This is a genomic window from Parageobacillus thermoglucosidasius, from assembly GCF_001295365.1.
Lineage (GTDB): Bacteria > Bacillota > Bacilli > Bacillales > Anoxybacillaceae > Parageobacillus > Parageobacillus thermoglucosidasius.
On record NZ_CP012712.1, the window covers coordinates 617,075 to 638,631 of the forward strand.

The following is a 21,557-nucleotide window of genomic DNA, read 5'->3' on the forward strand; positions in this document are numbered from 1 at the left end:
TTATTTTTTATTTAACGATTGTACTTCACGTCTGCGTTTTTAGCTGAATAAGCACTTCATATTGTTATTCACATGTGGATAAGTTAAAATTGAAATGATTAGCTAAAAATTGTGGATAAATCATTATTGGCAACGGGAGTTGTCTAACATATAGATAGATCGGTTTTTTGTCTGTCAGCAAAGAGAGGTGAGAAAGCAATGGAATTTGATACGATTGCCGCTATCTCCACACCGATGGGAGAAGGAGCAATCGCGATTGTCAGACTGAGCGGCGACGAAGCGATAGCCATTGCCGATCGCGTTTTCAAAAGCCCAAGCGGGAAACGCCTTAAGGACGTTCCGTCCCATACGATCCATTACGGTCATATTGTCGATCCAAACAGCGGGCAAACGGTCGAAGAGGCGATGGTATCGGTCATGCGCGCGCCAAAGACATTTACGAGAGAAGATGTTGTCGAAATTAATTGCCATGGCGGTCTGGTTTCCGTCAATCGCGTGTTGCAGCTTGTGCTAACCAACGGGGCGCGGCTTGCCGAGCCCGGAGAATTTACGAAACGCGCGTTTTTAAACGGAAGAATTGACTTATCTCAAGCGGAAGCGGTCATCGATTTGATTCGGGCGAAAACGGACCGGGCGATGAATGTGGCGCTGCAACAAATGGAAGGGCGCTTATCGAAACGAATTCGCGAATTGCGGCAGGCGATTTTAGAAACGCTCGCACATGTAGAAGTGAACATTGATTATCCTGAATACGACGATATCGAAGAAATGACGCCGCATCTGTTAATGGAAAAGGCGCAGTATGTGCGGGAACAAATTGAAAAATTGCTGCAAACCGCGCAGCAGGGCAAAATTTTGCGGGAAGGTTTGGCGACGGTCATTATCGGCAGACCGAATGTTGGAAAGTCATCGTTATTAAATGCGCTTGTGCACGAAAACAAGGCGATTGTTACGGACATTCCCGGAACGACGCGCGATGTGATTGAAGAGTACGTGAATGTCCGCGGTGTTCCGCTCCGGTTGATCGATACAGCGGGGATTCGCGAAACAGAAGATATCGTGGAGCGCATCGGTGTCGAACGTTCCTGGCAAATGCTAAAGGAAGCTGATTTAATTTTGCTTGTGTTAAATTATCATGAGCCGCTGACAGCAGAGGATGAAAAGCTTTTTGACATGGTCAAAGGGATGGATTTCATCGTTATTGTGAACAAAACAGATTTGCCGCAACATATTGACATGGATCGGGTCAAGCAATTAGCGGGAGGGCGCCCGATTATAACGACATCTTTACTGCATGAAAAAGGAATTGAAGATTTAGAAACCGCCATTTCTAACATGTTTTTCAGCGGTGCTGTCGAAGCGGGCGATCTGACGTATGTTTCGAATTCGCGCCATATCGCTTTGCTTCAGCAAGCAAAAAAGGCGGTCGAAGATGCGATTTCCGGAATTGAATCAGGAATGCCTGTCGATCTTGTCCAAATTGATTTAACAAGGGCATGGGAGCTTCTTGGCGAAATTATTGGCGATACGGTGCATGAGAGCTTAATTGACCAGCTGTTTTCGCAATTTTGTTTAGGAAAATAATGAAGGAGGAGTCGTTATGGACTATCATGGTGGTTCGTATGACGTCATCGTCGTCGGCGCCGGCCATGCTGGTTGTGAAGCGGCGTTAGCGGCGGCGCGCATTGGCGCAAAGACGTTAGTGATTACGTTAAACCTTGATATGATCGCGTTTATGCCATGTAACCCGTCAATCGGCGGCCCGGCGAAAGGAATCGTCGTCCGTGAAATCGACGCGTTAGGCGGGGAAATGGCGAGAAATATTGATAAAACATATATCCAAATGCGGATGCTCAACACCGGAAAAGGCCCAGCGGTGCGGGCGCTGCGCGCGCAAGCGGACAAAGTGCTGTATCAGCGCGAAATGAAAAAAACGCTTGAAAATCAAGAAAATCTGACATTATTGCAAGGAAAAGTGGAACGTTTGATCGTGGAAGACGGCGTATGCAAAGGGGTTATTACCCATACGGGAGCACATTATTATGCAAAAACGGTTGTTATTACGACAGGAACATTTTTGCGCGGAGAAATTATTATTGGAGACATTAAGTATTCAAGCGGTCCGAACAACCAACAACCGTCGATTAAGCTCTCAGAGCATTTAGAAGAGCTTGGTTTTGAGCTTGTCCGCTTTAAAACAGGAACACCGCCGCGCGTCAACAGCCGCACGATTGACTATAGCAAAACGGAAATTCAGCCAGGGGACGATGTGCCGCGGGCATTTTCTTATGAAACGACAGAATATATTACTGACCAGTTGCCATGCTGGCTAACGTATACGACGCCAGAAACACATCGGATTATCGATGAAAACTTGCATTTATCGCCAATGTATTCCGGAATGATCAAAGGGACAGGTCCGCGTTATTGCCCATCGATTGAAGATAAAATCGTCCGTTTCCATGATAAACCGCGCCACCAAATCTTTTTAGAGCCGGAAGGACGCGAAACGGAAGAAGTGTATGTGCAAGGATTGTCGACGAGCTTGCCGGAACATATTCAGCGGCAGCTGCTAGCGACGATTCCTGGCCTTGAAAAGGCGCAGTTAATGCGGGCGGGTTATGCAATTGAGTATGACGCCATCGTTCCAACGCAATTATGGCCAACGTTGGAAACAAAGCTGGTGAAAAATTTGTACACAGCTGGGCAAATTAACGGAACGTCCGGATATGAGGAAGCGGCAGGACAAGGAATTATGGCGGGGATCAACGCGGCTCGCCGGGCGCTTGGCAAAGAAGAGATTATTTTAAGCCGTTCCGATGCGTATATTGGCGTGTTGATCGACGACCTCGTCACAAAAGGAACGAACGAACCATATCGATTATTGACGTCCCGTGCCGAATACCGCCTGTTGCTTCGTCATGACAATGCCGATTTGCGTCTCACAGAGCTTGGCTATAAAATCGGCCTTATTTCTGAAGAGCGATATCAAAAGTTTTTAGCGAAAAAAGAAGCGATCGAAAGAGAGAAAAAACGGCTGCAAACATTTATTATCAAACCGACTCCGGAAGTGCAGAAAGTCATCCGCGAAGCCGGTGGCAGCGAGCTGAAAGACGGCATTCGCGCTGCTGACTTATTGCGGCGTCCGGAGATGACATATGAACATATTAAACAGCTTGCTCCGGCTGAAGAAGAGATTTCGCCGGAAGTAGCGGAACAAGTGGAAATTCAAATTAAATACGAAGGATATATTCAAAAATCGCTGCAACAAGTTGAGCGTCTCAAAAAAATGGAAAATAAAAAGATTCCGGAAGATATCGATTATGACGCCATTCACGGCTTAGCGACAGAAGCGCGGCAAAAACTAAAACAAGTGCGGCCATTGTCGATTGCGCAAGCTTCGCGCATCTCCGGAGTAAATCCTGCCGATATTTCGATATTATTAGTGTATTTGGAACAAGGAAGAATCGCGCGCGTGTCGAATGAATAAAAAATGAAGGAAAGGACTGGCGTATGGATACAGCACAGTTTCAGGCTATGCTTGAGGAGAGAGGCGTTCCGCTTTCTTCTCAAGCATTGGCACAATTTGAACGGTATTATGAGTTGCTCATCGAATGGAATGAAAAGATGAATTTAACTGCAATCACGGACAAGCCCAGCGTGTATTTAAAGCATTTTTTTGATTCTCTTTCTCCGGCTTTTTACTATGATTTTTCCCAATCTTTATCACTTTGCGATGTTGGCGCAGGAGCAGGATTTCCGAGCATCCCGTTAAAAATTTGCTTTCCGCATTTGAAATTGTCGGTTGTCGATTCGCTGCAAAAGCGCATCCATTTTCTTGAGCATTTAGCTGCTGAATTAGGATTGGCCGATGTCGAGTTTTATCATGACCGCGCTGAAACGTTTGGGAGAAACAAAGAATTCCGTGAATCATTTGATGTCGTCATTGCAAGGGCAGTGGCGCGGATGCCTGTATTAAGCGAGCTGTGCCTTCCGCTCGTCAAAGTAAACGGCACTTTTATTGCCATGAAAGCCGCTTCGGCACAAGAAGAATTGGAACAAGGAAAAAAAGCGATTCACGTGCTTGGCGGGGAAGTTTCCGCCGTCGAGCGGTTTACGCTGCCGTTGGAGCAAAGCGAACGAACGATTATTTTCATCCGAAAAGTGCAAAGCACGCCAAACAAATATCCTCGCAAACCGGGAATGCCGAATAAGCAACCGATTGAGTAAGTTTTTAACATTTCAGGGGAGAGTTTTTAAAGGTGGTGTAGGGGAATGAAACATCCTTTCTCTCGCTTCTTTAGCTTTGGGGAAAAGGAACAGGAAGAAATGGAAAAACAAGAAAAAGAAGAAATAAAAAAAATTCCGGTTTCTAAAATTATTCCAAACCGTTTCCAACCGCGGACCATTTTTGACGAGGAAAAAATTGAGGAGTTAGCATTAACGATCCATACGCATGGCATTATCCAGCCGATTGTTGTCCGCGAATGCGAGGATGGAAAGTTTGAAATTATTGCGGGAGAACGAAGATGGCGCGCTGTTCAAAAACTCGGTTGGTCGGAGATTCCAGCGATTGTCAAAAATTTAAACGACAAAGAGACTGCTTCGGTAGCATTAATTGAAAATTTACAGCGGGAAGAGTTGACGCCGATTGAAGAAGCGATGGCATACGCGAAGCTGTTGGAATTGCATAATTTGACACAAGAGGCATTGGCGCAACGGCTTGGAAAAGGGCAATCGACGATCGCAAATAAACTGCGTCTATTAAAGCTGCCGCAAGAAGTGCAGGAAGCGCTGTTGCAGCGGACCATTACAGAGCGCCATGCCCGCGCATTAATCGTTTTAAAAGATAAAGAAAAGCAATTAAAATTGCTGCGGGAAATTATTGAAAAACAACTTAACGTCAAACAAACGGAAGATCGCGTTTTAAAAATGCTCGAATCGATGAACCGAAAACCAAAGCCAAAACGAAAAGCGTTTAGTAAAGATATGCGCATTGCCGTCAACACGATCCGGCAGTCGCTCACGATGGTGGCGAACAGCGGCGTAGCGGTGGATTCCGAAGAAGAAGAATTTGAAGACTATTATCAAATTACGATTCGCATTCCGAAAAAATAATGGAACCAAAAATGTTTTGCCTCATCAAATTGTCTTTGATGGGGTTTTTTCTTTTCTGTGTTTACGTCATAACCAGTGTTGAAAGTCCGGATTTTTTTCGGAATAGCCAATTTTCCTGGTGAGCAGACTGGATAACGGGTTTTGATGCAGTCATTACGACTTGATTCTTTTTCTTTACGCGCATAGAAAACAAGCCGATTTTATTTATTTCATGTTAAAATAAACATATGAGTACCAATTAGAGGTAGGTGGCATCGTGGGCAAAGTAGTTGCGATTGCAAATCAGAAAGGCGGAGTCGGAAAGACGACAACGGCGGTTAATTTAGCAGCTTGTTTAGCGCATATCGGAAAAAAAGTATTGCTTGTTGACGTCGACCCGCAAGGAAATGCGACAAGTGGAATCGGAATTGAAAAAGGCGACATCGATGAGTGCATTTATAACGTTCTGGTCGGAGATGTAAAAGCGAAAGATGTGATAAGGCCAACCAATATTGAAAATCTACATATTATCCCGGCAACCATCCAGTTGGCGGGGGCGGAAATTGAACTCGTATCGGTCATTTCCCGCGAAATCCGCTTAAAAAATGCGCTCGATCCGTTGCGGGAAGCCTATGACTTTATCATTATTGATTGTCCTCCTTCGTTGGGGCTTTTAACGTTAAACGCGTTAACGGCAGCCAGTTCTGTCCTTATTCCCGTGCAATGCGAATATTATGCGCTTGAAGGGCTTAGTCAGCTATTAAATACAATTCGGCTTGTACAAAAACATCTGAATAATGAATTGCGGCTGGAAGGCGTTTTGCTAACGATGCTGGATGCCCGCACGAATTTAGGGATTCAAGTGATTGAAGAAGTTAAAAAATATTTCCGTGAAAAAGTATATAGCACCATCATCCCGCGAAATGTCCGGTTAAGCGAAGCGCCAAGCCACGGAAAACCGATTATTGTTTACGACATTAAATCGCGGGGCGCAGAAGTATATTTAGAGTTAGCGAAGGAGGTGTTAGAGCGTGGCTAAAGGCCTCGGAAAAGGGATCGATGCGCTGTTTTCCCATTTGGCGTTAAAGGATGAAGAGACGATAAAAGAAGTGGATATTCACCAGCTCCATCCAAATCCTTACCAGCCGCGGAAAACGTTTCATCCGGAAGCGATTGAAGAATTGAAACAGTCGATTTTGCAGCACGGAATTTTGCAGCCGCTTATCGTGCGGAAAAGTATAAAAGGGTTTGAGATTGTCGTCGGGGAACGGCGTTATCGCGCCGCAAAAGAAGCAAACTTGGAAACCGTTCCGGTCGTTGTCCGGGAATTGACGGATCAACAAATGATGGAATTTGCACTGTTGGAAAATTTGCAGCGTGAAGATTTAAACCCGATTGAAGAAGCAATGGCGTATAAAACGCTGATGGATCAATTGCGGCTAACGCAAGAGGAAATTGCCATCCGTGTTGGGAAAAGTCGCCCCCATATCGCCAACCATCTTCGTTTATTATCATTGCCAAAGGACGTGCAAAAACTGATTGTAGATGGAACGATTTCGATGGGGCATGGGCGGGCGCTGTTGGGGCTCAAGCACAAAAATAAGATGAAGCTCATTGTGGACCGCATTATTCGCGAGCAGTTAAACGTCCGCCAGCTAGAGAAGCTCATTCAAGAAATGAACAAAAATGTTTCACGTGAAACACCGAAGCGAAAACCAGTGGAAAAAAGCGTGTTTTTGAAAGAAAGCGAATCATTGTTACGGGAAAAACTCGGAACGAATGTAACGATTAAGCAAACCCGAAAAAAAGGGAAAATCGAGATTGAATTTTTCTCTTCTGAAGATTTAGAAAGAATATTAGAATTATTAAATGTGCGATTCGATGAATAAGCAAGCCATCATATTGGTGGTTTATTTTTTTGCGGCAATGAACAGGGGGAAATAGCATCGTGGTGCTGTTAGGGACGATTGTGAATGGGATTTGCATTGTGGTCGGGGCATTGTTAGGAAAATTGTTTGATAATATTCCCGAGCGGTTGAAAGAAACGGTCATGGGCGGAATCGGGCTTGCCGTAGCGCTGCTCGGGATTCAAATGGGAATGAAAAGCGAACAATTTCTCATTGTCATTTTTAGTCTTGTTTTTGGCGGAGTGTTAGGAGAAATATGGGATTGGGATCGCAAGTTAAATCAGCTGGGAGAATGGATCGAGAAAAAAATGGGAGGAAACAAGCAAGGAAATATTGCGAAAGGGTTCGTCAGCGCCACATTATTATTTGTCATTGGCGCTATGGCGATTGTCGGCGCGCTTGATAGCGGATTGCGCGGCGATCACCGCGTTTTGTACACGAAATCAATTTTGGACGGCTTCACGAGCGTTATTTTAACGACGTCCCTTGGCATTGGCGTTATTTTTTCGGCAATCCCCGTCGTGATGTATGAAGGGGGAATCGCGCTGCTTGCTACGCAAATTGAGCGGTGGGTGCCAAAAGAAATCGTCGATTCGTTTATTGCCGAATCGACTGCAACGGGGGGAATTTTAATTATTGCGATTGGTTTAAACATGATCGGGGTGACGAATATACGCGTAGCGAATTTGCTGCCTAGCATTATTGTAACTGCTTTGGCGGTTTCTGTTCTTTATTTTTTTTGAATCCATCCGTCGGAACAATTAGAACGGCTGATGGCGTGTTTTGATAATGGATGTGTTTTCAAGATATTCTTTCCGGCTTAACTGCCGATCTGCTTCATCAATGCCATTTGCAATCGCTTTTGCCATGTTCATGACGAGATGGAGGCGGGTATTTTGCAAAACGAAAAATTCCATAAACCCGCTAACATTGACTACGCCGGTAATGTGAAGGTCGCCGACGGGAGGAAGCTGTTTATTCACTCCGGCGCCCGGCCGTACCGGCCCTTTCGCGACTGTTATAGCGCCGACGCTTTTGAACCTTCCTAAGCAGGCGTCAATGGCAATCATCAATGCGTCATGATGAATAGCGCGAATCGCAGTGATTTTTTCTTCCAAGTTTACGGCGTGAATTGGCTCTTCTAACGTTCCATATACATGAAAATGTGAAAGATGTTTCTCTTTTAACATGGTGCCGACAAGCGGCCCAAGCGAATCTCCTGTCGAACGGTCTGTGCCGATGCAAACAATGGCAGCAGGCTGCGATAAAGGAAAAGGAAGCAGTGAAAGAAGCCGCAGCGCTATTAATGAAGCAGCTCCTTGTTCATCGTGAAAAATATGTTCTTTTTCATTTTTTGGCGAGAAAAAAATAGATGATATACCCATCATACGTCACTCCTAAAATTTCACTTCAAGTATTAACAGTATACGGAAAACGCGAAAATTATATACATTCGGGCCTTTGTTTTGTTTATTACTACAAATTGATTGGCGATCTTGCTAAAATAAAAGAGGTGAAAATGCAAAACGACGCAGAGGTGTGAACAACATTGGATACAGTGAAAAAGATTTTGGATCGTTTATTCGGATTCGCCACAAATGAAGAGTTTTGGGTGAATTTAGGAGTAGGGGCACTCAAAATCACCGCTATTTTATTGCTGTGTTTTATTATTTTAAAAATTTTAAAAATTGCTGTCCATAATATTTTTAAAATGCGGCAAAAGGCGCCGATCCGTATTTCCGAGCGCCGGGAAGCGACGCTGGCAAGATTGCTTGATAATGTGATTACGTACGTATTATGTTTTATTGCGCTCATTATGATTTTAGATACGTTTGGCGTAGAAGTGAAAGCGATTTTGGCAGGCGCCGGCATTGTCGGGCTTGCCGTCGGTTTTGGCGCGCAAAGTTTAGTGAAAGATGTCATTACCGGGTTTTTTATTATTTTTGAAGACCAGTTCGCTGTCGGAGATTACGTGCGAATCGGCAATTTCGAAGGATATGTTGAGTCAATTGGCCTGAGGGTAACGAAAATTAAAAGCTGGACAGGGGAAGTTCATATTTTGCCAAATGGAAGCATTACGCAAGTGACAAATTATTCCTTAAATAATAGTGTTGCCGTAGTGGATGTCAGCATCGCTTATGAAGAAGACATCGAAAAGGCAGAGGAAGCGATTTGCGAACTTCTGCCGCAGCTGCCGGAAAAATATGAAGATATGGTGGCTCCACCTGAGTTGTTAGGCGTGCAAAATTTGGCTAGTTCTGAAGTAGTGCTGCGCATTGTTTGTGAAACAAAACCAATGCGCCATGTTTCGGTCGCAAGAGCAATTCGAAAAGAAGTAAAAATGCATTTGGACAAAAAGGGAATCGAAATTCCTTTTCCGCGTCTTGTTATGTATAATCGTCAAGGCCAGGAAAATGGAGCGGCTTCGCAAACGAAGAAAGAAAACGCCTAAGCAAAAGGTGGGGGTGAGCGGATGGATAAAGAATTTGGATTGTATGATATCGTCGAGATGAAAAAGCCGCATCCGTGCGGCACGAACCGATGGAAAGTAATCCGTTTGGGCGCCGATATCCGCATTAAATGCGAAGGCTGTGCCCATAGCGTGCTGCTGCCGCGAAAAGAATTTGTGAGAAAGATGAAAAAAGTGTTAGTCAAGCATGAGGAATAACAACCTCATGCTCTTTCTGTAGCAAAAAGAGGAGAGAAGGGTTATGGAAGAAATACATGTCACATCGTGCCCGTTGAATTGCTGGGATGTGTGCGGGTTAAAAGTGACCGTCCGAGACGGAAAAGTGGCAAAAGTGGATGGAGATGAAACACATCCGATTACGCAGGGGAAGATTTGCGCCCGTGGCCGCATGCTCAAGGAGCGGGCAAATTCAAGCGAACGCCTTTTGTATCCGTTAAAAAAAGTGAATGGTCAGTTTGTCCGCATTTCATGGGAGCAGGCGCTCGATGAAGTGGCGGACAAACTGAGGGAAATAAAAGACCGCTATGGGACGACCGCTGTCCTGCATAGCCATGATTACGCGAATAACGGGCTGTTAAAAAATTTAGACAAGCGGTTTTTTAATTGTTACGGCGGTGTGACAGAGCTGACTGGCAGCTTGTGCTGGGGGGCTGGCATTGAGGCGCAAACGTGGGATTTCGGCAATTCTTACAGCCATGCTCCAGAAGATATCCAAAACAGCCGCCATGTCGTCATTTGGGGGAGAAACGTAGCGCGAACGAATATGCATTTGTTTCAGCATCTTCTCGCTGCCAAAAAACGGGGGACAAAAATTATCGTCATTGATCCGCTGTTCCAGCAAACGGCGCAAATCGCTGATATGTATGTATCGGTGAAGCCGGGGATGGATGCGTTTTTGGCGATGGGAATTATGAAGGAAATGCTGCGCCTTGGTTTAGAAGATCGCGTGTTTATTGCGCGGCATACGGTTGGGTTTTCCGATGTCGAAGCGATGCTCGAAAACATAACAATGGAAAAAATGGAGCAGCTTACTGAAGTAGACCGCAGTGTGATGACAGAATTAGCCATGATTTACGGAAACCGTCCGACTGCAACATATTTGGGGCTTGGCATGCAGCGATATGCCAATGGCGGCAATACGATCCGCTGGATTGACGCGCTTGTAGCGATAAGCGGCAATGTTGGCATTCCGGGAGGCGGGGCGAATTTTGGCAATCTGCAAGTCGGGCAATGCTTTGATATTGCCGCGCTCGCGCTTCCTAAGCGGAAAACGGCGTCCCGCACGTTTACGATGATGAAGCAGGCGGAAGGCATTTTGCAGGCGGCAAATCCTGAAATAAAAATGATCATCGTCACATGTGGCAACCCGCTTACACAAGTGCCAAACACGAACTTAGTGAAAAAGGCGTTCCAGTCCGTGGATACGGTTGTTGTATTCGAACAATTTATGACCGATACCGCTGCGCTTGCGGATTACGTATTGCCAGTAACAACGGTGTTTGAAGAGGAAGACGTTTATTACTCTTCCATGTATCACGCTTATGTCAATTATGGGCCAAAGCTGGTCAAGCCGCCGGGTGAGGCCAAATCCGATCTTTGGATTTGGGCGGAGCTGGCGAAGCGGCTTGGTTTTGCCGCTGATTTTGCTTATACAAGGGAAGAATTTTTAAAAATGGGGCTGAAGCCGTTGCAACGACACGGCATTACGCTCGAGCGGCTGAAAAAAGAAAAACATCTGCTTCTCCCGGTTCAGCCCGTCCCATGGAGCGATTACCGTTTCCAAACGCCAAGCGGCAAATATGAGTTTACTTCCGCGTTGGCGCAGCGAAAGGGAATGAACGGCAAACTGCAAATCATGTATCCGGCCGAGTCGGAAATCGCTAATCCGCTATTAGCGAAAAAATATCCGTACCGTTTGTTGACGATTCACCCGCTTCGCTCCAACCACTCGCAACATTACCATCTTGTTGAATCGATTCAGTCTCTTAAAATTGAAGTATCGAAAGATGTTGCCGAGGACAAAGGGTTGGCGGAGGGAGATAAAGCGAGAGTGTTTAATGACCGCGGCGAATTAATAGGAACGGTAAAAATCCTTGCTAAAGCTCATCCGAAAACGATCAATATTGATGAAGGGCAATGGGCGAAATTTGGCGGCTCGGTCAATGTATTAACATCGGACCGCGAATCGGACAACAGATATGGCAGCACTTTATATGACTGTTTAGTCAATATCGAAAAAGCGGAAAATGACTAGCGCACGGAGGCGCTTGTCATTTTCTTTTGTACTCACTATAATGAGGAAAGACATGGACGGAAGCTCAATTCCTTATTTATTTGCGGCAAATTCCGTTTTCAGCCCATTTGCATTTGCGTCACTGGTTTTGATTTTTTCTTTTTTGGCACGATCCCTTGGAGTGAATTATGTGAACGGAAAAGAGGAGTGGAAACGATGGGATTAACAGCAGGAATTGTCGGTTTGCCAAACGTCGGAAAATCGACGCTGTTTAATGCGATTACAAAAGCGGGGGCAGAATCCGCCAACTACCCTTTCTGTACGATCGAGCCGAATGTCGGCATTGTCGAAGTGCCGGATGAACGGTTGAAAGTGTTGACGGAAATGTTCAATCCGAAGCGTACAGTGCCGACCGTGTTCGAATTTACTGATATCGCTGGCATTGTCAAAGGAGCGAGCAAAGGCGAAGGGCTTGGCAATAAATTTTTATCGCACATTCGCCAAGTCGATGCGATCTGTCAAGTCGTCCGTTGTTTTACGGATGAAAATATCACCCATGTGGCGGGAAAAGTCGATCCGCTTGCTGACATTGAAACGATCAATTTGGAGCTCATTTTCGCCGACTTAGAAACGGTCGATAAACGCATAGACCGCGTCGGCAAAATCGCCAAACAAAAAGATAAAGACGCTATGTTTGAATACGATATTCTCATGCGCCTAAAAGAAACGTTTGAAGCAGGAAAACCGGCGCGCACGCTTTCCTTTACAGAAGAGGAAATGAAAGTGGTAAAACAGCTTCATCTATTAACGATAAAACCGATGTTGTATGTCGCAAACGTCGGGGAAGAAGATGTCGCCAATCCAGATGCCAACCCGTTTGTCCAACAAGTCCGCGAATTTGCGCAAAGCGATAATGCCGAGGTAATCGTTGTTTGCGCCAAAATCGAAGAAGAAATCGCACAATTGGAGGATGAGGAAAAAGAGCTGTTTTTACAAGAACTTGGCATCGAACAATCGGGGCTGGACCAATTAATTCGCGCGTCATATAATTTGCTCGGATTGGCAACGTTCTTTACTGCCGGGGAACAAGAAGTGCGCGCGTGGACGTTCCGGCGGGGGATGAAAGCCCCAGAGTGCGCGGGAATTATTCACTCAGATTTTGAACGGGGATTTATTCGCGCGGAAACGGTTTCTTACGAGGATTTAGTCGCAGCCGGATCGATGGCGGCAGCGCGCGAGGCAGGAAAAATCCGGTTAGAAGGAAAAGATTATGAAGTGCAAGATGGCGATATTATTTATTTCCGCTTTAATGTTTAATATTGCTTATCGTTTTTTGCCATGATATAATCAAATAACGTGAGTAATTGTTTACTCCTTGCCCTTCTCGAAAGGGCCGTTTAGACCAAAAGGAGGTGACGAACGTGAGAAAATACGAAATTATGTACATCATCCGCCCAAATTTAGACGATGAAGCGAGACAAGCATTAGTGGATCGTTTCAATAATATTTTAAAAGAAAACGGTGCGGAAATTACAAACGTGACGGATTGGGGAAAACGCCGTTTAGCGTATGAGATTAAAAAATACCGCGATGGTTACTACATGATTATTAACGTTGTGTCTGAGCCAAAAGCGGTGCAAGAATTTGACCGTTTAGCGCGAATCAGTGATGATATTATCCGTCATATTGTCGTAAGAGAAGAAGAATAATTTTTTTGGAAATTAAGAGGTGGTTCTGATGATTAATCGCGTAATTCTTGTGGGAAGGCTGACGAGAGATCCGGAATTACGCTATACTCCAAGTGGGGTGGCTGTTGCTACATTTACGCTTGCTGTCAACCGCCCGTTTACAAACCAGCAAGGTGAACGGGAAACGGATTTTATTAACTGCGTCGTTTGGCGGCGCCAGGCGGAAAATGTCGCGAATTTCTTGAAAAAGGGAAGTTTAGCCGGAGTAGACGGTCGTTTGCAAACCCGCAGCTATGAAGGTCAAGATGGCAGACGTGTGTATGTGACGGAAGTGGTTGCTGATAGCGTCCAATTTCTTGAGCCGAAAAGTAGCACTGAACAGCGTGGCACGGCAGCAGGCGGCTATTATGGGGAGCCATTCCCATTTGGACAAAATCAGAACCATCGCAACCCAAATGAAAATGATTTTAGTCGCATAGATGAAGATCCTTTTGCAAACGATGGACAACCGATCGATATTTCAGACGATGATTTGCCGTTTTAATAAAGCGGAAATCCCCTTGATCGGATAGACAGCAAGGAAAGGAGGATGCATGATGGCAGGGCGTAAAGGCGGACGTGCAAAACGCCGGAAAGTATGCTATTTTACAGCGAACGGAATTACGCATATCGACTATAAAGATGTCGATTTGCTGAAAAAATTCATTTCTGAGCGCGGCAAAATTTTACCTCGCCGTGTGACCGGCACAAGCGCGAAATACCAACGCAAATTAACAGTGGCGATTAAACGCGCTCGTCAAATGGCGTTATTGCCATACGTAGCAGACGAATAAAATAGAAAAAGCAGTAAGGGGGAAATCCTTACTGCTTTTTCTATATGTGTTGCCGTTTTCTTATGTGTGCGATTATGGAAAGAAGGAGGCCGGTAAATTGAGAGGGGCGCGCATGATCACAGAGGCAGCGATTCAGCTCGCGCTGTTTGCCGTTTTATTTTTAATTTCTCTATACATACCATTATTAGGGATGATCGCTACATTTTTTCTATCGCTGCCGTTTATCATTTTTACGATGAGGCACGGTTACACATATGCGCTTGTTTTGCTTGTTGCCTCGCTTATTGTTTCCATGCTGATCGGTTCCGTGTTTTCTTTGCCTGCCGCATTAATGTTCGGCACGGCGGGGATTACCATAGGAGCGTTGCTAAGAAAAAATAAAAGCCGTTATGTAGTTTTATTAGCCAGCGCGTTCGTGTTTCTGATTAACATGATCGTCGATTACATCATTTCCATCAAATTTTTTGAAATGGACATCATTCAAGAATCATTTTCGGTGTTTCGCGATTCCTTTCAAACAGCGATGCAAATCATGAAAGGAATGGGGCAAGAGCCGCCTCAGCAACTGCAGGAACAACTGGAGCAAGGATTGGAACTTGTAAAGTATATAACCCCGACGTTGTTTGTCCTTGCCGCTTTTTTGCTCGCATATGTAACGATGGTTGTATCTGTGCCGATTTTAAAACGATTAAAGCTGCCGATCGGCGCGTGGCCGCCGTTTCGTGATTTTATGTTGCCAAAAAGCTTACTATGGTACTATTTGCTTGTGCTTGTTGTTTCCTTGTTTCCGCTGGAAAAGGGAACGTTTGCCTACCTCGCCGTTTTCAACATATATTATTTATTACAGTTGCTTTTTGTCGTCCAAGGCTTTTCCTTTTTACATTATGTTGCCAATAAAAAAAACGTGTCGAAGGGCGTTGTGATCGGTGGCACAATACTATGCTTGTTCCTTCCTTTTCTACTTTATCTTATCGCGATATTAGGTATAATTGATTTAGGGTTTGAGTTGCGAAAACGCATATGATCATCGAAAATAAATTATTTTATGGATTATTTCTATGTAGGAGCTGACTTGAATGTCTCATTTTTATGAAAGGAAAGCGCACCGCTATCCCTTATACGCTTTTATTGTCTTGTCGGCTGTTTTTGCGGCATTGTTGTTTTATTTTCAATGGATATTAGGGATAGTTAGCTTTTTGCTCCTCAGTTTTGTGCTTTATTATGTTATAAAGTCACAGCGGGCGTTATACGCAGAACTGGAACAATACATTTCTAATTTGTCATACCGGATAAAAAAAGTCGGCGAAGAAGCATTGATGGAAATGCCCATAGGAATTATGCTCATTAACGATGAATATGAGGTGGAATGGGCGAATCAGTTTTTGGCTTCTTGCTTTGGGGAACAGACGCTCGTAGGCCGGTCGCTGTACGATCTTGCCGATTCATTAGTTCCTTTAATAAAGCAGGAGCAAACAACCGAAGAAATCATCCACATTCGCGAAAGGCATTTTAAAGTCATTGTAAGGCGAGAGGAAAGGCTTCTTTACTTTTTCGATGTGACGGAACAAGTGGAATTGCAGAAGCAATATGAGGCGGAACGGCTAGTATTGGCGGTTATTTTCCTTGATAATTATGATGAGATAACCCAAGGAATGGATGATCAGGCAAAAAGCCAGATGAACAGTCATGTGACGTCCATGTTGAACCAATGGGCACATGATTATGGAATTTTTTTGAAACGAACGTCATCTGACCGGTTTATCGCTGTCTTAAATGAGCACATTCTTGCCCAATTGGAAAAAAGCAAATTTTCCATTTTGGACGAAGTTCGCGAACAGACGATGAAATATAATGTCCAGTTAACGTTAAGTATTGGGATCGGCGCCGGTGTGCCATCTCTTCCGGAATTAGGGGCGCTGGCGCAATCCAGTTTAGATTTAGCGTTGGGGCGCGGCGGCGACCAAGTGGCCATTAAGCAAGGCAACGGAAAAGTGAAATTTTATGGCGGAAAGACGAATCCGATGGAAAAACGAACAAGAGTCCGCGCCCGCGTCATTTCTCACGCGCTCAGGGAATTGATTGCGGAAAGCGACAAAGTGTTAATTATGGGGCATAAATATCCGGATATGGACGCGCTTGGAGCGGCGATCGGAATTTTAAAAGTGGTACAATTAAACCAAAAAGAAGGGTTTATCGTCATCGATACGGAACAAACCGATTCTGGGGCACAGCGTTTAATTGAGGAATTGAAAAAACATTCGGAGCTATGGTCAAGATTTATTAAGCCGGAACAAGGGCTTGAATTGATAACAGATGATACGCTGCTGATTATCGTTGATACGCACCGCCCTTCATTAGTGATAGAAGAAAAATTATTATACCGCACCGATCATATTGTTGTGATTGATCATCACCGCCGCGGCGAAGAATTTGTGGAAGACCCGATGCTTGTCTATATGGAGCCATATGCCTCCTCTACTTCTGAACTTGTAACAGAGCTGTTAGAATATCAGCCAAAACGCACGAAATTGGCCATGCTGGAGGCGACGGCGCTTCTTGCGGGCATTGTTGTCGATACAAAGAGTTTTACGTTCCGAACAGGTTCGCGGACGTTTGATGCGGCCTCTTATTTGCGCGCCCAAGGCGCTGACACCATTTTAGTGCAAAAACTGCTCAAAGAAAGTATCGTTAATTACGTTAAGCGGGCGAAAATCATTGAAAATGCGTCCATCGATGCGAGGGGAATCGCCATTGCCAAAGGCGATCCAAACGAAACGTACGATCAAGTGTTAATTGCGCAAACAGCTGATACGCTCTTGATGCTAAGCGGGGTCGTTGCTTCCTTTGTCATTTCCAAGCGCGCTGATCAAACGATCGGCATTAGCGCCCGCTCATTAGGAGATATCAATGTTCAAGTCATTATGGAAAGCTTAGGAGGTGGCGGCCATTTAACCAATGCGGCCGCACAGCTTTCCGACGTCACGCTCGAAGAGGCGGAACAGCGCCTGAAAGCGGCAATTAACGATTATTTAGAAGGGGGAAAAGAATCATGAAAGTGATTTTTCTTAAAGATGTAAAAGGAAAAGGAAAAAAAGGGGAAATTAAAAACGTTGCCGACGGATATGCAACTAACTTCCTTTTTAAACAAGGGCTTGCGATTGAAGCAACGCCGGCAAACATAAAAGCATTGGAAGCGCAAAAACGGAAAGAACAGCGGCAGGCGGAAGAAGAACTTGCCAAAGCAAAAGAGTTAAAAGAAAAGCTCGAACAAATAACGGTGCAATTGACGGCGAAAGCCGGGGAAGGCGGCCGTTTATTCGGATCGATAACAAGCAAGCAAATCGCGGAAGCTCTGCAAGCACAGCATCAAATTAAAATCGACAAACGGAAAATTGAGCTTGAAGATGCGATTCGTTCATTAGGCTTTACGAATGTGCCTGTGAAACTTCATCCGGAAGTGACGGCAACATTAAAAGTACATGTGGCCGAAAAGTAAAAAGATTTGTTTCCCCTTAAGATAAAGCGGTAATATCGGCAACATGAGAATAAAATGTGATTTTATGAGGGCGTTTTTCCTCATATAATCACATTTTTCTTATGACATAAAAGAAAAGACGGGGGAAAAAGGTGGTGAAATAACATGAACGATCTATTTTCGGAACGGATTCCTCCGCAAAGCATCGAAGCGGAACAGGCCGTGCTTGGCGCTGTATTTCTTGATCCTTCCGCTTTGACGTTAGCCTCGGAAATTTTAATTCCGGAAGATTTTTATCGCGCTTCCCATCAAAAAATTTTTCACGCGATGCTTCGCGTTGCGGATAAAGGCGAGCCAGTCGATCTGGTCACAGTGACAGCGGAGCTTGCTGATACGCAGCAATTAGAAGAAATTGGCGGTGTATCGTATTTAAGCGAGTTGGCTGATGCGGTGCCGACAGCAGCAAATGTCGAATATTACGCGCGTATCGTGGAAGAAAAATCGATTTTACGCCGTTTGATTCGCGCCGCTACTTCCATCGTCCAAGATGGATATACGAGGGAAGATGAAGTAGACGTTGTGCTCGATGAAGCCGAAAGAAAAATTATGGAAATTTCGCAGCGGAAGCATGCCGGCACGTTTCAAAATATTAAAGATGTGCTTGTGCAGACGTATGATAATATTGAAATGCTTCATAACCGAAAGGGAGAAGTGACGGGGATTCCGACGGGGTTTACCGAATTGGACCGCATGACAGCAGGATTTCAGCGCAGTGATTTTATTATTGTCGCCGCGCGCCCTTCTGTGGGGAAAACGGCGTTTGCGCTTAACATCGCGCAAAACGTCGCAACAAAAACGGATGAAAATGTCGCGATTTTTAGTTTGGAAATGAGCGCACAGCAGCTCGTGATGCGGATGTTGTGCGCGGAAGGAAACATTAACGCGCAAAATTTGCGGACGGGGCGGCTGACGCCGGAAGACTGGGGAAAGCTGACGATGGCGATGGGAAGCTTATCGAATGCCGGCATTTATATTGATGACACGCCGAGCATCCGCGTCAGCGATATTCGCGCCAAATGCCGCCGTTTAAAGCAGGAAAGAGGCCTTGGCATGGTCGTCATCGACTATTTGCAGCTCATTCAAGGAAGCGGCAGAAACAGGGAAAACCGCCAGCAAGAAGTTTCGGAGATTTCCCGTTCTTTAAAAGCACTGGCCCGTGAATTAGAAGTGCCGGTGATCGCTTTGTCCCAGCTTTCCCGAAGCGTTGAGCAGCGCCAAGATAAGCGGCCGATGATGTCCGATATCCGCGAATCGGGAAGCATCGAGCAAGATGCCGATATTGTCGCATTTTTATACCGCGATGACTATTACAATAAAGATTCAGAGAACAAAAATATTATTGAAATTATTATTGCCAAACAGCGGAACGGCCCGGTCGGAACGGTGCAGCTGGCGTTTATTAAAGAATATAATAAGTTTGTTAATTTGGAACGCCGCTTTGATGATGCGCAAATTCCACCGGGAGCGTAGCGCAGGACAGGTTCCCGGCTTTTCGGGCGGCACCTTATTTTTTAAAATACGAATAAATAAAGGATTAATATATATAAATGTTCGTGTTTTATTGACTTTACATGGAAAAACTGTTACACTTACAATGGTTTACATCGAGTTAAATGGAGGTGCTCGCCATGACGTCAGTCGTCGTTGTCGGGACGCAATGGGGCGATGAAGGAAAAGGAAAAATTACCGATTTTCTATCAGAAAACGCGGAAGTGATTGCGAGATATCAAGGAGGAAACAACGCGGGGCATACGATCGTTTTTAACGGAGAAAAATATAAGTTACATTTAATTCCATCGGGAATTTTTTATAAAGATAAAATTTGCGTCATCGGAAACGGAATGGTAATCGACCCGAAAGCATTAGTAAGCGAGTTGAATTATTTGCATGACCACGGCATTTCAACCGATAATTTACGCATCAGCAACCGCGCGCACGTCATTTTGCCTTATCATTTAAAATTGGATCAATTAGAGGAAGAACGTAAAGGGGCAAACAAAATCGGCACGACCAAAAAAGGCATAGGGCCTGCGTATATGGATAAAGCGGCGCGCGTCGGCATCCGTATCGTTGATTTGCTTGACCGCGAAGTGTTTGAAGAAAAATTAGCGCGCAACTTGCAGGAAAAAAATATTCTTTTTGAAAAAGTGTACGGTGTTGAAGGATTTAAACTGGAAGATATATTAGATGAATACTATGAATATGGACAGCAAATTGCCAAATATGTTTGCGATACGTCCGTTGTGTTAAATAATGCGCTTGATGAAGGGCGCCGTGTTCTTTTTGAGGGTGCGCAAGGCGTCATGCTCGATATTGACCAAGGGACGTATCCGTTTGTTACTTCATCGAATCCAGTTGCCGGCGGTGTGACAATTGGTTCCGGCGTTGGGCCAACGAAAATTAAACATGTCGTCGGGGTTGCGAAAGCGTACACGACTCGCGTTGGCGACGGCCCGTTTCCAACTGAATTGCATGATGAAATCGGCGACCGCATCCGTGAAGTCGGCCGCGAATATGGAACAACGACGGGACGTCCGCGCCGCGTCGGTTGGTTCGACAGCGTCGTTGTTCGCCATGCTCGCCGGGTTAGCGGCATCACAGATTTATCGTTAAATTCGATCGATGTCCTTACTGGCATTGAAACATTAAAAATTTGTGTTGCTTATCGTTATAAAGGGAAAGTGCTTGAAGAGTTTCCGGCAAGTTTAAAAGTGCTGGCAGAATGTGAGCCGATTTACGAAGAGCTGCCAGGATGGTCAGAAGATATTACCGGTGTTAAGAGCTTGGATGAACTGCCGGCTAACGCCCGCCATTATGTGGAACGCATTTCGCAATTAACGGGCATTCCATTATCGATTTTCTCTGTCGGTCCAGACCGTTCGCAAACAAACGTTGTTCGCAGCGTATATGCGTAAAATAGCGTAAATAGTATAATAAAAGCGTAGATGCAGCGATGTATCTATGCTTTTCTTTTTGTTTCGCCTCCAATTGGCAAACGGTAATGAGTGAATTCATTTCAATAACATGATAAATTAATAATGTACTTATTTTCGATTCCATCGCAAAGGAAGGATGTGAAACAGGATGGAAAAACGAATTCTTGTTGTTGACGACGAGAAGCCAATTGCAGATATTTTGCAATTTAATTTACAAAAAGAAGGATATGAAGTGATTTGCGCTTATGATGGGGAGGAAGCGTTGCAAAAGGTCGAGGAAGTAATGCCGGATCTTATTTTGCTCGATATTATGCTTCCGCAAAAAGATGGAATGGAAGTCTGCCGCGAAGTCCGGAAAAAATACGATATGCCGATTATTATATTAACGGCGAAAGATTCTGAAATTGACAAAGTGCTCGGTTTAGAATTAGGGGCAGACGACTATGTCACAAAGCCGTTCAGCACGAGAGAATTGCTGGCGCGGGTGAGAGCGAATTTGCGCCGCCATTCGCAAACGGTTGCCCAAGAAGGAACGAACGATACGAATGAGATTATCATTGGTTCTCTTGTCATCCGCCCTGATGCATACATCGTTTCCAAGCGCGGAGAAACGATCGAATTGACGCATCGTGAGTTTGAATTGCTTCATTATTTGGCGAAGCATATCGGACAAGTAATGACAAGGGAGCACCTGCTGCAAACGGTATGGGGATACGATTATTACGGCGACGTCCGCACGGTGGACGTGACGGTGCGCCGGCTTCGTGAAAAAATTGAAGATAATCCATCGCATCCTTCATGGATCGTCACACGGCGGGGAGTCGGATATTATTTGCGCAACCCAGAACAGGAGTAACG

At 45.0% G+C, this 21,557-nt stretch carries 21 protein-coding genes; 20 read left to right on the forward strand and 1 reads right to left on the reverse strand.

Annotated features, from left to right (window positions below; genetic code table 11):
• The first annotated feature begins 198 nt into the window (after positions 1–198).
• From mnmE to AOT13_RS03140, 7 genes are all read left to right on the forward strand, one after another.
• Positions 199–1,584 (forward strand): tRNA uridine-5-carboxymethylaminomethyl(34) synthesis GTPase MnmE, encoded by a 1,386-nt coding sequence (mnmE, locus tag AOT13_RS03110; RefSeq protein WP_013401915.1) that lies wholly within the window; start codon positions 199–201, stop codon positions 1,582–1,584.
• A gap of 16 nt (positions 1,585–1,600) precedes the next feature.
• Positions 1,601–3,490: a tRNA uridine-5-carboxymethylaminomethyl(34) synthesis enzyme MnmG gene (gene mnmG / locus AOT13_RS03115; RefSeq protein WP_013401914.1), complete on the forward strand. Its 1,890-nt coding sequence runs from the start codon at positions 1,601–1,603 to the stop codon at positions 3,488–3,490.
• A gap of 23 nt (positions 3,491–3,513) precedes the next feature.
• Positions 3,514–4,230: a 16S rRNA (guanine(527)-N(7))-methyltransferase RsmG gene (gene rsmG / locus AOT13_RS03120; RefSeq protein ID WP_003253873.1), complete on the forward strand. Its 717-nt coding sequence runs from the start codon at positions 3,514–3,516 to the stop codon at positions 4,228–4,230.
• Between the two features lie 45 nt (positions 4,231–4,275).
• Positions 4,276–5,118 carry a nucleoid occlusion protein gene (noc, locus tag AOT13_RS03125; RefSeq protein WP_013401913.1) on the forward strand — a complete coding sequence of 281 codons (843 nt, stop codon included), beginning with the start codon at positions 4,276–4,278 and terminating at the stop codon, positions 5,116–5,118.
• Between the two features lie 256 nt (positions 5,119–5,374).
• Positions 5,375–6,136, forward strand: coding sequence for a ParA family protein (locus tag AOT13_RS03130; RefSeq protein ID WP_003253869.1), 762 nt, complete (start codon positions 5,375–5,377; stop codon positions 6,134–6,136).
• Positions 6,129–6,986, forward strand: a complete 858-nt coding sequence (locus AOT13_RS03135) for a ParB/RepB/Spo0J family partition protein (protein ID WP_013401912.1) — start codon at positions 6,129–6,131, stop codon at positions 6,984–6,986. Before AOT13_RS03130 ends, AOT13_RS03135 begins: the two co-directional genes overlap by 8 nt.
• A gap of 59 nt (positions 6,987–7,045) precedes the next feature.
• Positions 7,046–7,747, forward strand: a complete 702-nt coding sequence (locus tag AOT13_RS03140; RefSeq protein ID WP_042385782.1) for a DUF554 domain-containing protein — start codon at positions 7,046–7,048, stop codon at positions 7,745–7,747.
• Positions 7,748–7,765: 18 nt separating this feature from the next.
• On the opposite strand, the gene yyaC is transcribed toward AOT13_RS03140, so the two are convergent.
• Entirely contained in the window at positions 7,766–8,389 is a 624-nt protein-coding gene (gene yyaC, locus AOT13_RS03145) for a spore protease YyaC (RefSeq protein ID WP_003253864.1), read from the reverse strand.
• Between the two features lie 164 nt (positions 8,390–8,553).
• Here yyaC and AOT13_RS03150 point away from each other — a divergent pair, with 164 nt between their 5' ends.
• The 13 genes from AOT13_RS03150 (at position 8,554) to yycF (ending at position 21,555) form a co-directional block, all read left to right on the forward strand.
• Positions 8,554–9,456, forward strand: coding sequence for a mechanosensitive ion channel family protein (locus AOT13_RS03150; RefSeq protein WP_042385781.1), 903 nt, complete (start codon positions 8,554–8,556; stop codon positions 9,454–9,456).
• A 21-nt stretch (positions 9,457–9,477) separates the two neighbouring features.
• Entirely contained in the window at positions 9,478–9,672 is a 195-nt protein-coding gene (locus AOT13_RS03155; protein WP_013401910.1) for a DUF951 domain-containing protein, read from the forward strand.
• A 43-nt stretch (positions 9,673–9,715) separates the two neighbouring features.
• On the forward strand, positions 9,716–11,728 hold the full coding sequence (locus tag AOT13_RS03160) for a molybdopterin-dependent oxidoreductase (RefSeq protein ID WP_042385779.1): 2,013 nt from the start codon (positions 9,716–9,718) through the stop codon (positions 11,726–11,728).
• A gap of 195 nt (positions 11,729–11,923) precedes the next feature.
• Positions 11,924–13,024 carry a redox-regulated ATPase YchF gene (ychF, locus tag AOT13_RS03165; RefSeq protein ID WP_042385777.1) on the forward strand — a complete coding sequence of 367 codons (1,101 nt, stop codon included), beginning with the start codon at positions 11,924–11,926 and terminating at the stop codon, positions 13,022–13,024.
• Between the two features lie 104 nt (positions 13,025–13,128).
• Positions 13,129–13,416, forward strand: a complete 288-nt coding sequence (gene rpsF, locus AOT13_RS03170) for a 30S ribosomal protein S6 (RefSeq protein ID WP_003253857.1) — start codon at positions 13,129–13,131, stop codon at positions 13,414–13,416.
• A 28-nt stretch (positions 13,417–13,444) separates the two neighbouring features.
• On the forward strand, positions 13,445–13,939 hold the full coding sequence (gene ssb / locus AOT13_RS03175; RefSeq protein ID WP_003253855.1) for a single-stranded DNA-binding protein: 495 nt from the start codon (positions 13,445–13,447) through the stop codon (positions 13,937–13,939).
• A 49-nt stretch (positions 13,940–13,988) separates the two neighbouring features.
• Positions 13,989–14,228, forward strand: a complete 240-nt coding sequence (gene rpsR / locus AOT13_RS03180) for a 30S ribosomal protein S18 (protein ID WP_003253854.1) — start codon at positions 13,989–13,991, stop codon at positions 14,226–14,228.
• Between the two features lie 97 nt (positions 14,229–14,325).
• Complete coding sequence (locus AOT13_RS03185) at positions 14,326–15,252, forward strand: YybS family protein (RefSeq protein ID WP_232511557.1); 927 nt, start codon at positions 14,326–14,328, stop codon at positions 15,250–15,252.
• Positions 15,253–15,304: 52 nt separating this feature from the next.
• On the forward strand, positions 15,305–17,281 hold the full coding sequence (locus AOT13_RS03190) for a DHH family phosphoesterase (RefSeq protein ID WP_003253850.1): 1,977 nt from the start codon (positions 15,305–15,307) through the stop codon (positions 17,279–17,281).
• On the forward strand, positions 17,278–17,724 hold the full coding sequence (gene rplI / locus AOT13_RS03195; RefSeq protein ID WP_003253848.1) for a 50S ribosomal protein L9: 447 nt from the start codon (positions 17,278–17,280) through the stop codon (positions 17,722–17,724). The genes AOT13_RS03190 and rplI overlap by 4 nt, the downstream gene beginning before the upstream one ends.
• Before the next feature lie 144 nt (positions 17,725–17,868).
• Entirely contained in the window at positions 17,869–19,233 is a 1,365-nt protein-coding gene (dnaB, locus tag AOT13_RS03200) for a replicative DNA helicase (protein WP_003253846.1), read from the forward strand.
• A gap of 158 nt (positions 19,234–19,391) precedes the next feature.
• Positions 19,392–20,678, forward strand: coding sequence for an adenylosuccinate synthase (locus AOT13_RS03205; RefSeq protein ID WP_013401905.1), 1,287 nt, complete (start codon positions 19,392–19,394; stop codon positions 20,676–20,678).
• A 169-nt stretch (positions 20,679–20,847) separates the two neighbouring features.
• On the forward strand, positions 20,848–21,555 hold the full coding sequence (yycF, locus tag AOT13_RS03210) for a response regulator YycF (RefSeq protein ID WP_003253842.1): 708 nt from the start codon (positions 20,848–20,850) through the stop codon (positions 21,553–21,555).
• Positions 21,556–21,557 lie beyond the last annotated feature (2 nt).

Excerpts from the sequence above, each read along its gene's own strand:
- mnmE (WP_013401915.1), top strand. The coding sequence starts at position 199 with ATGGAATTTGATACGATTGCCGCTATCTCCACACCGATGGGAGAAGGA.
- mnmG (WP_013401914.1), top strand. The coding sequence starts at position 1,601 with ATGGACTATCATGGTGGTTCGTATGACGTCATCGTCGTCGGCGCCGGC.
- rsmG (WP_003253873.1), top strand. The coding sequence starts at position 3,514 with ATGGATACAGCACAGTTTCAGGCTATGCTTGAGGAGAGAGGCGTTCCG.
- noc (WP_013401913.1), top strand. The coding sequence starts at position 4,276 with ATGAAACATCCTTTCTCTCGCTTCTTTAGCTTTGGGGAAAAGGAACAG.
- yyaC (WP_003253864.1), bottom strand. The coding sequence starts at position 8,389 with ATGGGTATATCATCTATTTTTTTCTCGCCAAAAAATGAAAAAGAACAT.
- AOT13_RS03155 (WP_013401910.1), top strand. The coding sequence starts at position 9,478 with ATGGATAAAGAATTTGGATTGTATGATATCGTCGAGATGAAAAAGCCG.
- AOT13_RS03160 (WP_042385779.1), top strand. The coding sequence starts at position 9,716 with ATGGAAGAAATACATGTCACATCGTGCCCGTTGAATTGCTGGGATGTG.
- ychF (WP_042385777.1), top strand. The coding sequence starts at position 11,924 with ATGGGATTAACAGCAGGAATTGTCGGTTTGCCAAACGTCGGAAAATCG.
- ssb (WP_003253855.1), top strand. The coding sequence starts at position 13,445 with ATGATTAATCGCGTAATTCTTGTGGGAAGGCTGACGAGAGATCCGGAA.
- rpsR (WP_003253854.1), top strand. The coding sequence starts at position 13,989 with ATGATGGCAGGGCGTAAAGGCGGACGTGCAAAACGCCGGAAAGTATGC.
- AOT13_RS03190 (WP_003253850.1), top strand. The coding sequence starts at position 15,305 with ATGTCTCATTTTTATGAAAGGAAAGCGCACCGCTATCCCTTATACGCT.
- rplI (WP_003253848.1), top strand. The coding sequence starts at position 17,278 with ATGAAAGTGATTTTTCTTAAAGATGTAAAAGGAAAAGGAAAAAAAGGG.
- dnaB (WP_003253846.1), top strand. The coding sequence starts at position 17,869 with ATGAACGATCTATTTTCGGAACGGATTCCTCCGCAAAGCATCGAAGCG.
- AOT13_RS03205 (WP_013401905.1), top strand. The coding sequence starts at position 19,392 with ATGACGTCAGTCGTCGTTGTCGGGACGCAATGGGGCGATGAAGGAAAA.
- yycF (WP_003253842.1), top strand. The coding sequence starts at position 20,848 with ATGGAAAAACGAATTCTTGTTGTTGACGACGAGAAGCCAATTGCAGAT.